Raw genomic sequence first — 13,224 nt, 5'->3', positions numbered from 1 at the left:
TGTGTGAGCACTGGATTGATGCGCGCTTTGCACTGCGGTTCCTGACGCGTGCTGTTCCGTCTCGCTACAAGCCTTTCTGTTCACCCATTTCAATGCAACCTTGTAAAAGCTGTGCCCTACACCTCATCAAACAGAGCAATCGGTACCTGAAATCAAATAGGACTTGGTTTCAGAGTTTCCTTTGCTTCGCACCACCATGCTCAGACGCCCACCATTGTCGACCGCAGTGCCAAAAACCTCGGGTTCGCAAAAATAGCCCTTGAGATTTGGGAAGTGGCCGTAGTGGAAATCATCCAACTCTCCGTCAATCTCATAACCCAAAACAAGCTCCTTCCCGGAGGAAGACATAGAGACCAAATCAAGGTCAACATCGATCTCAACTGGTAAATCAGGCTTTGTGAATTCAACTTCTTGCGCAAACATTTCTTCGATGGATTGCGCCCGAACTGATATTTGTTGCAAGGCACTTACATTTTCAAAAGCCGGGAATTCAGCATTTTCCAGATGGGAATCAATCGAGCGACTGGTGAGGAAAAGGACGATCCCAAGCAAGAGCAGTGCTGGGTCCCCTGCCTTTTTACCAAAGCCACTTCGTTTCGGTTGGTCATCCTGTGCTGCCTCTTGCCCAGCGGAAAAGAGAAACCAAAAGACACCGAATGGCACAAAGATCAGCCAGGCTTTTCCTGTGCGTCCTGTTATATCCAAACAACGTGCTGCGCTGATCCGATACACATAGTATCCAAATATGATGCAGCCAGACCAAATCCCGGCGCAAAGCACTGAAAACAAGCCGAGTTCGGCCGCCGGAGCAGTGAAAAACCAACCGACATGTATAACCGAAAGCACAAAGTTCGCGCCGGCCAAACGAACGAAGAAATCCAAGCGGTTTAACGGTGATCCGGGTTTGACCAAGACTAAACCCAACAAACCACCGACCACCATCAAGCCCAAAAAGAGCAACGTAAGCTGCAATTCACTCAGCATAAGAAGGCGGTAAAAGAAGACGTCGATCATTTAAAGTGGTGCCCCAAAGTTTTTTTTACGGGGCATAGCCGTTACCGACCTTTAAAAAGCCCCCCGAGAATGCCGCGAACAATGCGACGTCCGGTTGTTCCGGTCAATTCCTTAACAACCATTTTGGTCATAGCGTCGCCAAAGCTTTCGGTTTGACGGGTGCGGCGTGATGTCGAGCGTGACACGCGGGTTCCTGAATAGCGCCGCCCTGCCCGATATTCTCGCTGCGCGGTTTCCATTTCCTCTTCTTCGGCCTCGGCTTGTTCTGCGGCCTTTGCCGCTGCCTCGGCCTGCGCCTTGAGGATCTCATAGGCCGATTTGCGATCCAGCCGCTCTTCGTATTTTCCGGCCAAATCAGAACCAAGAATAACGGATTTGCGCTGACCGGCGGTGATCGGCCCCAATTGCGAAGACGGTGGGCGGATCAATGTCCGCTGAACGATCCCCGGCACGCCTTTCTTTTGCAACATCGAGGTCACCGCCTCCCCTACACCGACCTCGCGAATGGCGGTTTCCGTGTCAAAATCAGGGTTCGGGCGGTAGGTTTCTGCCGCAAGGCGCAGGGCCTTTTTGTCCCGCGCGGTAAAGGCGCGCAGGGCGTGCTGGATGCGGTTGCCGAGTTGGCCCAAGATATCCTCGGGGATGTCGTCCGGGTTCTGGGTGATGAAATAAACCCCAACCCCCTTGGAGCGGATCAGACGCGCCACCTGCTCCACTTTGTCGACCAGCGCCTTGGGTGCGCCATCAAAGAGCAGATGCGCCTCGTCAAAAAAGAATACCAGCTTGGGTTTCTCAGGGTCGCCGACCTCTGGCAATTCTTCGAACAATTCCGAGAGCAACCATAGGAGGAAGGTCGAATAAAGCCGTGGTGAAGACATCAATTCATTGGCCGCCAGAACGTTCACCTGCCCGCGCCCATCCGCATCAACCCGCATCAAATCGGCCAAGGCCAGGGCCGGTTCGCCAAAGAAATTCGCCCCGCCCTGATTCTCGATCACCAGGAGGCGGCGTTGAATGGCGCCGATTGAGGCGGTTGAGATATTGCCATAGCGCAGCGACAGGTCTTTGCGATTCTCGCCCATCCAGACCAGCATGGCGCGGATATCGTCCAGATCGAGCAGCGGCAGCCCTTCTTCATCCGCCAAACGGAACGCGATGTTCAAAATGCCCTCTTGGGCTTCGGACAGTTCCAACAGGCGCGACAGCAGCAGCGGCCCCATTTCGGCAACTGTGGTGCGCACCGGATGGCCCTGTTTGCCAAACAGGTCCCAGAAGGTGACTGGGAACCCTTCATAGGTATAGTCGTCAAAGCCAATCTTGGCCGCGCGATCCATGAACGGCTGATGCAGTTTGTGATCCGGCGAGCCTGATACAGCCAGCCCAGACAGGTCCCCTTTGACATCGGCCATAAAGACGGGAACGCCTGCATTGGAGAACCCCTCGGCCAGGATTTGCAGGGTCACGGTTTTCCCGGTTCCGGTTGCCCCGGCAATCAATCCATGGCGATTGGCATATTTCTGATTGAGCCATTGTTTGTCGGCGTAACCCTTGCCACCGCCACCCAGAAAGATTCCATTTGTCATCAAAGTTCTCCACAAGCGTACGGTGCCAAACATACATCCTTAACTAATAGCTGCCAGTGTCATTTCCGTTCGAGGCAACATGTCCTCTCCTGCCTTGAACAGACTTCCTCCCTGTCAGACTGGCCGCGCCCTAGGGCGCGGCAATTTTTTTCTGCTATCTCGCGAAATTAATTGGGAAAAGCCTGTTGACCACACGCCAAGACTTTCGTAGCGTCCCACTCAATGACAAAGTCGGCCAGTCCGACAGGGAGTGAAATGGAAAGGGGCCGTCTGGCCCCTTTCCTTTTTTCCGGTCTAAGCCGCTGGTTTTCCGCCTTGCTTACAGATGCTTAGGAAACGGGCAGGTATTTGCCCATTCCGGGTGGGGGTCAGGAATTTCTCCCCTGACAGCGCGCCCGTCCCGTGTTAAGCGATCCTTCAGAAAAAATCGGGTTCAGGGGATTTCGATGAACAAACCGCTTCTTACCATGTCGTTGATTGCGGCCATGACAGCTGCTCCGGCTTTTGCTCAAAGCGACGAACCAGCCGCAGACCCGGCAGCAGATGTTGCCGAAGGTGCAGTTGTTAACGCAGACGTGCCAGAGCTGGATATGGGCGAAGACCCAAATACGCCCAAACCCTCCGGCCCGCGCACCTATACCCAAGATGGATTTGACGATTGGGTCCTGCGCTGCCTTGAGGTTCCAGAGGGAACTGATGTTTGCCAGATGTACCAGCTCTTGAAAGACGAAGCAGGCTCAAGCGTTGCCGAAGTCAACATCTTCAAAATCAAAGATGGCGGTCAAGCCGTTGCTGGCGGCACTTTCATCGTGCCTCTGGAAACCTTGCTGCCACAAAAGCTGACCATCACCGTCGATGGCGGCGGCGCGCGTCGCTATGACTATTCCTTCTGCAGCCAGATCGGCTGTTATGCCCGTGTTGGCCTGACCAACGAAGACATCAACCGTTTCAAGGCTGGTGCCGTTGCGCAAGTGTCCATCGTGCCTGCGATTGCGCCGGATAAGAAAGTCACCGTTGAAATGTCTTTGAAAGGCTTCACAGCCGCTTACAAGGCTGCGTCCTTCATCCAACAATAAAGCGCCCCGAAGGACGCTTTAGCAGATTAGTCAGACAGAGGCGCAGTTAATGCGCCTCTTTCTTTTTACCAAACAACGCCCCCCAAATCGGGGCGATAATCTTGGTCCCGATCGGGATCAGGAACAACCCAACCACAAAGCCGAGAACAAAGTCGATGGCGGCGGTGATGCCCCATTCCAACCCCGGATTTTGCTGACCATACGCGACGGCAATGTGGTGGATTTCCTCTTCGGGCATGTGCCACCCCATCTCGTGTAGTGAATGCACAATGATCGAGCCCCCAACCCAAAGCATCGCCGCCGTGCCAATCACGGTAAGTGCCAAGAGCAGCCAGGGCATGAAACGAACGATCAAGCGGCCCAACCCGCGCACAGCAGCGACGGAACTGTTCTGGTTCATCCACATGCCGACATCGTCCATTTTGACGATCACCGCCACGGCCCCGTAAACAACCGCCGTGATCAGCACCGCAACAACCGCCAAAGTCGCGGCCTGCATCCAGAAATTCGGGGCATCAATGGCAGAGAGAGAGATCACCATGATCTCGGCAGATAGGATAAAGTCTGTCTTGATCGCGCCCTGAATCTTTTCCTCTTCGAGATGTTCGGGATCCTTCACATCATGGCTGCCATCCGGCCCACCGCTGTGCTGATCATGCGGCATGAGAACATGGACGATCTTTTCCGCCCCCTCATAGCACAGGTAACCGCCACCCAGGATCAGCAAAGGCCAGACCATCCAAGGGGCAAAGGCGGCCATCAGCAGAACCGCAGGCATCAGCAAAACAAGCTTGTTGATCAAGGACCCTCGCGCGATCCGCCAAATGATTGGCAATTCCCGCGCTGGTGCAAAGCCCTGCACATATTTCGGCGTCACCGCCGCATCGTCAATAATGACCCCGGCAGTCTTGGAGCCTGCTTTCATCGCGGCCGCGCCAATATCATCAACTGAGGCCGCCGCCACTTTGGCGATGGCCGATACGTCATCCAGCAGAGCCAGCAATCCGCTCATCTCTATGCCCCCGTTTTGTCCGGGCTTGGCCCGGTCCTGTGTTCGTCGCTTTTCCAGACAGTAACCGCTGTCACTGCAGGTGTTAACAGGGAAACGATTCTGTCATTTCCCACAGCATTGATCAGCCGTTACCGCAAACCTTTCCAAATCGTTAGCGCCACCACCACACCCATCGGCAAGTTTACCGCTAACATACTGCCAAAAAACAGTTTTTACTTGGCACCTGCAGCATTGCCACCCTATATCCCTGCGCAAGGATCAGACCAAGACCTACGAGCCAGGAGACGCCCTCATGACTGTAACAATCGGTATCAACGGATTTGGCCGCATTGGCCGCTGCACCCTCTCTCACATCGCGGAATCCGCCCGGAATGACGTGCAGGTTGTGAAAATCAATGCCACCGGGCCGATTGAAACCGCTGCACACTTGCTGCGCTATGACAGTGTCCATGGTCGTTTCCCGGGCAATATCGCTGTGAATGGCAACAGCCTTGATCTGGGTCGCGGCCCGATTGATGTCATGTCGACCTATAACATGGACGAGCTCGACTGGACCGGCTGTGACGTGGTTCTGGAATGTACCGGCCAGTTCAATGATGGCGAGAAAGCCAATCAGCACCTCAAGCAAGGTGCCAAATCGGTTCTGATCTCGGCCCCCGCCAAGAACGTTCAGCGCACTGTTGTTTATGGCGTAAACCATCGCGATCTGGTCAAGGGCGAGACCATGATCTCTAACGGTTCCTGCACCACAAACTGCCTGGCCCCTCTGGCCAAGGTCCTGGACGAAGCCATCGGGATCGAAAGCGGCATCATGACCACGATCCACAGCTATACCGGCGACCAGCCAACCCTGGACCGCCGCCACAAGGATCTGTACCGCGCACGCGCCGCGGCAATGGCGATGATTCCGACCTCAACCGGCGCTGCCAAGGCCCTGGGTGAAGTTCTGCCAAACCTCAAGGGCAAGCTGGACGGGTCTGCCGTTCGCGTTCCGACCCCGAACGTCTCGGCTGTTGACCTGACCTTCTACGCCAAGAAAGACGTGACCGTTGCTGACGTGAACGAAATCATGGCCGAAGCGGCAGCGGGTCACATGGGCATGGTTCTGGACTTTGATCCAGAGCAGAAAGTCTCCATCGACTTCAACCACACCACAGCCAGCTCGATCTTTGCACCGGATCAGACCAAGGTCATCGGGTCGCGCATGGTCCGCGTCCTGGCCTGGTACGACAACGAATGGGGCTTTTCGGCGCGTATGGCCGATGTCGCCGGTCACATGGGCCGCCTGCTGCACTAATCACCGCACGGCATTTAGCCAAAAACATCACCTTGAAAACACCGCGTGGCTGTCCCAAGCTCGCGGTGTTTTTCATTCAGGGTGTTTCCATGGGCCTTTTGCGCAAACTCGTTTCCTCACTCTTTGGCGAATCCATTGCCAAGGACCAATCACTTTCTGATTACGGCCGTGTTCAGGGCTATCAACTCTTGTTGCAAACACAACTGGCTCAGGCCGCACCGAATTTTCGCGCTAGTGTCGACAGTCTGGATCTGACCCGCCTACCGGATGGCACCAAACATCTGCATCTGGAGATCTTTGTTTCGGACTTCGAAATGCGCCTCTTTGCCTTTGACGATGCGTGGAACGAGGTTTTTGATGAAACCGATCAGGTGGATGAGCTGGAACGGGTAAATGCCGAGATTGACAGCATGCCACCCTTGCTAAACCAGGAAGACCGGGATCGTTTTATCATCTGGGAAGAGACCGAGACCGGGCGTCAAGAGGCGCTAGAGCAACCCATTGACGGTGCCGATCTCAGCAAGTCCTTTGCGCCATTTGCCTCCCATGTGATGGAAGGGCTGCAGGGCAGGTTTTCGGGCAAGGTAACTGCCGGTTTTCATGACGATGAGGCAAATCTGTTAGATCTGCCTCATCGAACCATCTTTGATCGCGATAAAAGCTAGGCTTAAAGGTAGTCCGCCCGCGCCAAGCCGTATTTAGCCATCTTTTCGTTCAACGTACGGCGCGGCAGGCAAAGCTCTTCCATTACTGACGCAATCGAGCCCTTGTGGCGCCGCATGGTGTTGTCGATCAACATACGCTCAAACGCCTCGACATATTCCTTGAGTGGCTTGCCCTCAGTCGTCATCACCGGCTGCATCTGGTCATGATCCGACATCAAGAGCGAGGCAATGGTCCCCTGCCCGCGCCGCGCTTGCAGCACTGCGCGTTCCGCCAGATTGATCAGCTGGCGGACATTGCCGGGCCATGGCGCTTGCAACAGCTGCGCGGCTTCTTGCGCGGACACCTTGGGTGCGTCGCAGCCATATTCTTCTGAGAATTGTTCAGACAGGCGGGTGAAGAGTGTCAGGATATCTTCGCCGCGTGAGCGTAGTGGCGGCACAACGATCTTCAAAGCCGCGAGTCGGTAATAGAGGTCGGAACGCAGCGCGCTTTCACAGGTGCGCCCCTCATCCTGCAGGTTGCAGATCGCCACGATGCGGGTTTCCGGCGGGTTGCCCTGATCATTAATCACCGAGAGTAGGCGCGCCTGCGCAGCATCCGACAGCGCTTCGATGTCCTCGAGCACCAGCGTCCCGCCGCGCGCTTCTTCGATCGCTGGCAACCGGGTGTCGTCGGGCTGCATCGGGCCAAAGAGCCGCTGCATCAGCGCATCTTCGTCATGGGCGCCGCAAGAGATCAGCACAAACTTTTTGCCCGCGCGGGTACCCACGGAATGCAAAGCATGGGCGACCAGGGTCTTGCCGGTGCCGGTTTCGCCTTCGATCAGCACATGGCCATCGGCCTGCCCCAGGTCGAGAATATCCTCGCGCAAGCGTTCCATGATCGGGCTGGCTCCAATCAGCTTGCTCATGATTTGGCCACCATCCGACAGCTCCCGACGCAGGGCGCGGGTGTCCAAAGTCAAACGCCGCGCATTGGTGGCCTTTTTGGCCAGCTCGCTCATCCGGTCGGGATTGAACGGCTTTTCAAGGAAATCAAACGCGCCGATGCGCATCGCCTCGACCGCAATCGGCACATCGCCATGCCCGGTGATCATGATCACAGGCAGCGAACTGTCCGCCCCCATCAGCTTTTTCAGCAGCTGAATGCCATCCATGCCCGGCATCTTGATGTCCGAAATCACAATGCCCGGATATTCCGGCCCAAGCGTGCCAAGCGCCTCTTCGGCAGAGGCGAAGGTTTCCGTGTCATAGCCCGAGAGAGCCAACCATTGCGAAATGGACTGCCGCATATCCTGTTCGTCATCGACGATGGCGATTTTCATTGCGTTTGCCATAAGACTATTACTCCGCTGCCTGCGTATTATCATTGAGGACCGGAAGCTGCATTTCAAACACCGCGCCCCCGTTTTCCGCGTTACGGGCGGTTAACCGCCCACCTAGTTCCGAAACAATCCCGGATGAAATCGCCAGGCCCAATCCCACCCCGTCACCGGGTTGTTTGGTTGTGTAGAATGGCTCAAACAGTGCATCCAGGTCCTTAATTCCATGCCCATTGTCGCGCACGCTGAGCGTGGCGGTCTCGCCCGCGGCCAAAAGGATTTCGACCTGCGGGTCGTCGACAGATTTGGTGGCGTCAAGCGCGTTGCGCAAGAGGTTGACCAAAACCTGTTCGATCCGCATCCGGTCACCCATGACCAAAACCGGCTCGTCCGGCAGGATGCGCGAGATGCGCACGCGCCGCACCTTGAGCTGGGGTTCCATCATCGACATGGCACTGCCAAGCGCGTCGCCCATATTGACGGGGCTAAAGCTTTCCTGACCTTTGCGGGCATAGGATTTCAACTGTTTGGTGATCGCACCCATGCGCTCGATCAGGTCATCAATCCGGTGAAAGGCGCTCAGCGCTTCGTCCGGGCGATTGCGGCGCAGGAGAAGCCGCGCACCGGCCAGATAGGTCTTCATCGCGGCCAGTGGTTGGTTCAATTCATGGCTGACTGCTGCTGACATTTCGCCCAATGCGGCCAGTTTTGAGCTTTGCGCCAAAGATTGCTCGGCCACATCCAGATTCTTTTGCACCCGCTCCCGCTCGGCCATCTCGCGCGACAACCGGGCGTTCAGCGCGCGCAGTTCCGCGGATTCCCGTTGGAACAGGGCCATGCGGTCCGCTGATTTGCGCGACAAGGCGTAGAACACCAAGGCAGCCAAAATCGCAAAGCCCATGATCTCAAGCGCCAGAAACGCGTTCACACGTTCCCGGACCGAGGAATATGTGGTGAAGGTGGTCAACGACCAGCCTCGAAAGGGAATGCGCCCATCCACGCGCATCACCGCCTCGCCCTTGAGATAGGCATCCGCCTCTTGCGAGGTCCAATCGGTGGTGACCTGAATAGCGCGCTCAATCGCGCCGCTGGGGGGCTGGCGTTCCAAGGCGACTTCGGCGGTCAGGCCACGCCAACGTGGTTCGGTGGCGAGAACAATGGTGCCTTCGGAATTGGTGACCAGAACGGCATCGGAAATCCCGGCCCAAGCGCGTTCAAACTTGGCAAGATCCACCTCGACCATGATCACGCCGACGGTTTCATTGCCGCTTTCCACCTGACGCGAATAGGTGAAGCTGAAACCGCCAGCCTCGCGTTCGCTCACCGTGAACACAGTTGAGTTGGACCGGATGGCATCGACAAAATACCCGTCCGAACGATGTGCCTCACCCAAGCGAGACCGATCTGTCGCCGCCACCGTGCGCCCGTCGCGATCCATCAGCATCAGCGAGGCAGCCCCGATTTCATCAACAAAAGAGATCAGCCGCTGCGAGCTTTGGGTAAAGTCACCAGAATTCAACGCTCCGATCAGGGCCGGGTCACGCGCCAAAAGCTGCGGCACAATCGCGTTGCGGCGCAATTCGGAGATCAAGTTGCCGGAGTAGAGCGCCAGTCGCAACTCGGCCCGGTTCTGGGTGGTTTCGGTAAAACGTTGTGTCAGAAGGCGGTTGGTGAACCACACGGTTGCGATGGCCACCAGCACCAGCAAGACCAACGCCAAACGCACCCGGGCCGATAGCGGGCCGGTCCGTCTGGGCTGGACTGTTGGATTGGGTGTGGCGTCTGACATATGAGGCAGGATACGCGCGCCCTGCCCCGGCCTCAAGCCATGCTGATCAGGCGTTAACCAGTTGTGAGGTCAGATTGGCAAAAAGACGCGCACCATCTTCATTGCCATGAGCGGCTTCTGACGCACGTTCCGGGTGCGGCATCATCCCCAGCACCCGACGATTGCCCGACAGGATACCCGCGATGTCACGCGCGGACCCGTTGGGGTTGTTGGTGTAACGGAAGGCCACACGCCCCTCAGCTTCGAGCATATCCAGCGTTGTATCATCGGCGTGGTAATTGCCATCGTGATGCGCGATGGGCAGCGCGATCTCTTCGCCTTTGGAGTAGCTGTCGGTAAAGACGCTTTCGCCTTCGACCTTCAGACCAATGGTGCGGCAGATATATTTCAGCTCGGCATTGCGCAGCAGCGCACCTGGCAGAAGACCGGTTTCAGTCAAGACCTGGAACCCGTTGCAAACGCCCAGAACATAGCCGCCCATGTCTGCGAAGGCTTTGACGTCTTTCACAATCGGCGCGTTGGCGGCAATCGCCCCGCAGCGCAGATAGTCACCAAAAGAAAACCCGCCGGGCACGCCGACCATATCGATGCCGGTGGGCAAGGACGTGTCCTTGTGCCAGACCATCTCGACATCAAACCCCGCTTGCTCAAAGGCGACAGCCATGTCGCGGTCGCAATTGGATCCGGGAAACACGATGACGGCGGCTTTCATGGCGGGGCTCCTGTCCGATTTGGGGTGATCCGCGCGGCCCCTTGCCGCGCCAATCCCAGTTTCAGCGGTTCGGACGCTAGACGCCCAACCAACACAGTCCTAAGGCGGGCCATCAGGCCCGATGAAGATTGCGCTTAGATATGTTCGATGCGATAGCTTTCGATGACCGTATTGGCCAAGAGCTTTTCACACATTTCACCGATGGTTTCGTCCGACGTTCCTTCGGCCAGCTCCAACTCGATGACTTTGCCCTGACGCACCGAAGACACGCCCTCAAAGCCCAATGCGCCCAAGGCGTGACGCACCGCTTCGCCCTGTGGATCCAGAACACCTGTCTTGAGCATTACATGCACCCGAACCTTCATGTTCCGTCCTCCTGTCTGACGCGCTGAAGTCTGTTTGATCACTTGGGGGCGTAGAACCCCATTCCGCGCCAAATTGCAACCCGAAAGGCGCGCCCATCCGCGCTTGAAACGAAAAACGCCCCAGACAGCAGCCTGGGGCGTTCCAAAACCAGCCTGAAGGGGCGGTTATTCCTTATTGCCGATGCGCAGCACGTCGCCCGCATCCGACTCGATCCGGAAAGCGCCGGGCTTGTTCCGGCTCAGATCGTTGTTCTCATAGGTGCCACCGGCACCAAGGCGTACGCGGATACCTTCATAGAGATTGCCGTAGATCTCATTCTCGCGCACGATTGGCTTGCTGTTGTCGCGCACCGAGATCCCGTAAAAGGCGTTGTTGTGGATCTTGTTGTTTTCAAAGACGCCTTTGCCTTCTTTGTGGATGTAAACCGCGCTCTGCTGACCGTCGCGCAACACGTTGTTCCACACCACAGGGTTGGCGCCAGAGGTCACTTCGATCCCGGCATAGGTATTGGCATAGATTGTGTTGCTTTCGATCCGGGCCGTGGACTTATCCGACACCAGAATGCCACCCTGCTGACCGTTGCGAACGATATTGCCGGTAAAGAGCGGATCCTTGGCGGCTTTGATCTCGATCCCGGCCAAGCCATTGTTGTAAACGGTGTTGTTTTCATAGCGACCTGTGCCGCCCTCGTTCACAAAGATTCCGCTGCCTTTGCCGTCATAGAGGCTGTTGCCACGGACCACTGGGGCGGCACCTTCCTTGATCTCGATACCGGCAAGGCGGTTGCCAAAGATTGTGTTGTCTTCGATCGTCGCTTTGCCCTGTTCGAACAAAAAGATCCCGCCCTGCTGGCCGTCATGGATCGTGTTGCGACGGATGGTGCCGCCGACATTGCCACGCACCGCGATAACGCCAAGTCCTTTGGAGGTAATGTCATTGTCCTCAATGATGACCGAGCCGCCAGCGAGGTGGAAACCGAAATAATCGCCACCATCCTGGATCATGGTCAGACCCGAGACACGACCCGAGCTTGCGGTCCATTCGACAAAATTGTCATTGGCGACCTTGAGAACGATGTCTTTGACAGCACCCACGCCGACAATTTCGACCGACCGGGTGACATCAATGCCTTTAGTGTAAGTGCCGGGGAAAACCTCGACACGGCCACCTTCTGGTGCGGCTTGAACCGCATCGGCAATCTCAAAGTAATCGCCACCACCATTGGCCTTGACCGTCAGGACCGGAACATCGGATTCCGCTGGTGCCACGGTTGGCACCGAACATTCCCGCTCGATCACACGGCGCGCCATGGAGGCAAAAGTGTGTGTGCCGCACTCTTCGACATAGGCTTCGTAACCGGCGCAGCCGACGGCCTTGGCTTCATTCCACAGCGCAGTACAGGAATTGCCCTGCACAGGTGGCGGTGTGGCAACCGGTGTCGTTTTGGGCGGCGCTGTAGGCGTTGGTGCCACGACTGCCGGTGCAGCGGTTGCGACCACAGCCCCGCCAGCGGCCTTCAAGACCTTACTTTGTGGCAGGATTCGCGTCATCGGGATTGCCATGTTGAACCCGGTGCGATTGTCACCGGCATGGTGCAGCCCGACCACACGCTTATCGCTTAGTCGGATCACAGGTGAGCCGGAATTACCGCCCAGCGTGTCGCAGCTATGAACCAGCTTGCCCTCTTCGGAAATCGCTGGTGTCGCGGCTGCGCAGCCTTCACGCGAAATATGCTGGGACTGGCCTTGCGGGTGGCCAATGATCCAGAGGAATTCGGCATCTTCCGGATCGGCCATGGCCAATTCCATCTTGCCATATTTGGTCGATGGATTCCCGAATACGCGCAGCACGGTGTAATCCAGCTCGCGATTGGTTTCGACGATCTGAGGCGACACGGTGTAGCGATCGGTTCCTTCGGCGCGACCCGGTTTGATGAAACCGGCGACAAACTGCGCCGCCTGAACACCGCTGACCTGGCCGGTGGCGTCGCCATCCATGCCCGGAATGCAGTGGTGATTGGTCAGGATATGCTGCTCATCCACGATGAAGGCCGTGCAAAACCCGGTCTTGCCACTTTGAAACAGCATGTCCAGGCGCCCGATGGGGCGGCCCAAGCGCACCGCTGGGCTGTTTTCACCATATTCGATGATTGGCTCGTTTTGGTAGTCACCAAAAGCCTGTTCAAACACCAGCCCCCCGGCCCCACCGGCCAATTGACGTGGTTGAATGACAATCTTGCCAAAATCGTTTGGATCAAACTCTGCCGGGCCCTGAGCGGCCAGCGGAGCGGCAAGAAAAACGGAACTTGTTAAAACAGCAGCGGCGTTTCTAAGAGTACGCATGGCAATGTCCCCGGATGTAAATAGATTACCCAGAGCCTAACGCGGC

The 13,224-nt window shown here is 56.7% G+C and carries 11 protein-coding genes; 3 read left to right on the top strand and 8 right to left on the bottom strand.

All coding sequences use genetic code 11. From position 1 onward, the window contains the following. Window positions 1–126 precede the first annotated feature (126 nt). On the bottom strand, window positions 127–1,014 hold the full coding sequence (locus CLV87_RS12385) for a hypothetical protein (protein ID WP_099245737.1): 888 nt from the start codon (window positions 1,012–1,014) through the stop codon (window positions 127–129). A gap of 41 nt (window positions 1,015–1,055) precedes the next feature. Then, window positions 1,056–2,597 (bottom strand): helicase HerA-like domain-containing protein, encoded by a 1,542-nt coding sequence (locus CLV87_RS12380; protein WP_099245735.1) that lies wholly within the window; start codon window positions 2,595–2,597, stop codon window positions 1,056–1,058. Window positions 2,598–3,043: 446 nt separating this feature from the next. Here CLV87_RS12380 and CLV87_RS12375 point away from each other — a divergent pair, with 446 nt between their 5' ends. After that, on the top strand, window positions 3,044–3,673 hold the full coding sequence (locus tag CLV87_RS12375; RefSeq protein WP_099245733.1) for an invasion associated locus B family protein: 630 nt from the start codon (window positions 3,044–3,046) through the stop codon (window positions 3,671–3,673). 46 nt (window positions 3,674–3,719) lie between these two features. Here CLV87_RS12375 and CLV87_RS12370 read toward each other — a convergent pair whose 3' ends face one another. Then, window positions 3,720–4,685 carry a DUF808 domain-containing protein gene (locus tag CLV87_RS12370; RefSeq protein WP_099245731.1) on the bottom strand — a complete coding sequence of 322 codons (966 nt, stop codon included), beginning with the start codon at window positions 4,683–4,685 and terminating at the stop codon, window positions 3,720–3,722. A 292-nt stretch (window positions 4,686–4,977) separates the two neighbouring features. Between CLV87_RS12370 and gap the strand changes: the two genes are divergently transcribed. Together gap and CLV87_RS12360 are read left to right on the top strand one after the other, a co-directional pair. Beyond that, window positions 4,978–5,982 (top strand): type I glyceraldehyde-3-phosphate dehydrogenase, encoded by a 1,005-nt coding sequence (gene gap / locus CLV87_RS12365; protein WP_099245729.1) that lies wholly within the window; start codon window positions 4,978–4,980, stop codon window positions 5,980–5,982. Between the two features lie 32 nt (window positions 5,983–6,014). Further along, the gene (locus CLV87_RS12360) at window positions 6,015–6,647 is read left to right on the top strand and encodes a hypothetical protein (protein WP_133840775.1); all 633 of its coding nucleotides are present in this window, start codon (window positions 6,015–6,017) and stop codon (window positions 6,645–6,647) included. A 2-nt stretch (window positions 6,648–6,649) separates the two neighbouring features. Here CLV87_RS12360 and CLV87_RS12355 read toward each other — a convergent pair whose 3' ends face one another. From CLV87_RS12355 to CLV87_RS12335, 5 genes are all read right to left on the bottom strand, one after another. Further along, window positions 6,650–7,984 carry a sigma-54-dependent transcriptional regulator gene (locus CLV87_RS12355; protein ID WP_099245725.1) on the bottom strand — a complete coding sequence of 445 codons (1,335 nt, stop codon included), beginning with the start codon at window positions 7,982–7,984 and terminating at the stop codon, window positions 6,650–6,652. Window positions 7,985–7,991: 7 nt separating this feature from the next. Further along, window positions 7,992–9,758 (bottom strand): sensor histidine kinase, encoded by a 1,767-nt coding sequence (locus CLV87_RS12350; protein ID WP_099245723.1) that lies wholly within the window; start codon window positions 9,756–9,758, stop codon window positions 7,992–7,994. A gap of 46 nt (window positions 9,759–9,804) precedes the next feature. Further along, window positions 9,805–10,470 (bottom strand): phosphoribosylformylglycinamidine synthase subunit PurQ, encoded by a 666-nt coding sequence (purQ, locus tag CLV87_RS12345; RefSeq protein ID WP_099245721.1) that lies wholly within the window; start codon window positions 10,468–10,470, stop codon window positions 9,805–9,807. A 134-nt stretch (window positions 10,471–10,604) separates the two neighbouring features. Further along, window positions 10,605–10,835 carry a phosphoribosylformylglycinamidine synthase subunit PurS gene (gene purS / locus CLV87_RS12340; protein ID WP_099245719.1) on the bottom strand — a complete coding sequence of 77 codons (231 nt, stop codon included), beginning with the start codon at window positions 10,833–10,835 and terminating at the stop codon, window positions 10,605–10,607. A gap of 165 nt (window positions 10,836–11,000) precedes the next feature. After that, window positions 11,001–13,178 carry a right-handed parallel beta-helix repeat-containing protein gene (locus tag CLV87_RS12335; protein ID WP_099245717.1) on the bottom strand — a complete coding sequence of 726 codons (2,178 nt, stop codon included), beginning with the start codon at window positions 13,176–13,178 and terminating at the stop codon, window positions 11,001–11,003. Between the last annotated feature and the right edge of the window lie 46 nt (window positions 13,179–13,224).

Source organism: Pelagimonas phthalicica (assembly GCF_004364805.1).
In the GTDB taxonomy this organism is placed as follows: domain Bacteria; phylum Pseudomonadota; class Alphaproteobacteria; order Rhodobacterales; family Rhodobacteraceae; genus Pelagimonas; species Pelagimonas phthalicica.
This window is presented reverse-complemented; position numbering and strand designations above follow the sequence as displayed.

Excerpts from the sequence above, each read along its gene's own strand:
- CLV87_RS12385 (WP_099245737.1), bottom strand. The coding sequence starts at position 1,014 with ATGATCGACGTCTTCTTTTACCGCCTTCTTATGCTGAGTGAATTGCAG.
- CLV87_RS12380 (WP_099245735.1), bottom strand. The coding sequence starts at position 2,597 with ATGACAAATGGAATCTTTCTGGGTGGCGGTGGCAAGGGTTACGCCGAC.
- CLV87_RS12375 (WP_099245733.1), top strand. The coding sequence starts at position 3,044 with ATGAACAAACCGCTTCTTACCATGTCGTTGATTGCGGCCATGACAGCT.
- CLV87_RS12370 (WP_099245731.1), bottom strand. The coding sequence starts at position 4,685 with ATGAGCGGATTGCTGGCTCTGCTGGATGACGTATCGGCCATCGCCAAA.
- gap (WP_099245729.1), top strand. The coding sequence starts at position 4,978 with ATGACTGTAACAATCGGTATCAACGGATTTGGCCGCATTGGCCGCTGC.
- CLV87_RS12355 (WP_099245725.1), bottom strand. The coding sequence starts at position 7,984 with ATGGCAAACGCAATGAAAATCGCCATCGTCGATGACGAACAGGATATG.
- CLV87_RS12350 (WP_099245723.1), bottom strand. The coding sequence starts at position 9,758 with ATGTCAGACGCCACACCCAATCCAACAGTCCAGCCCAGACGGACCGGC.
- purQ (WP_099245721.1), bottom strand. The coding sequence starts at position 10,470 with ATGAAAGCCGCCGTCATCGTGTTTCCCGGATCCAATTGCGACCGCGAC.
- purS (WP_099245719.1), bottom strand. The coding sequence starts at position 10,835 with ATGAAGGTTCGGGTGCATGTAATGCTCAAGACAGGTGTTCTGGATCCA.
- CLV87_RS12335 (WP_099245717.1), bottom strand. The coding sequence starts at position 13,178 with ATGCGTACTCTTAGAAACGCCGCTGCTGTTTTAACAAGTTCCGTTTTT.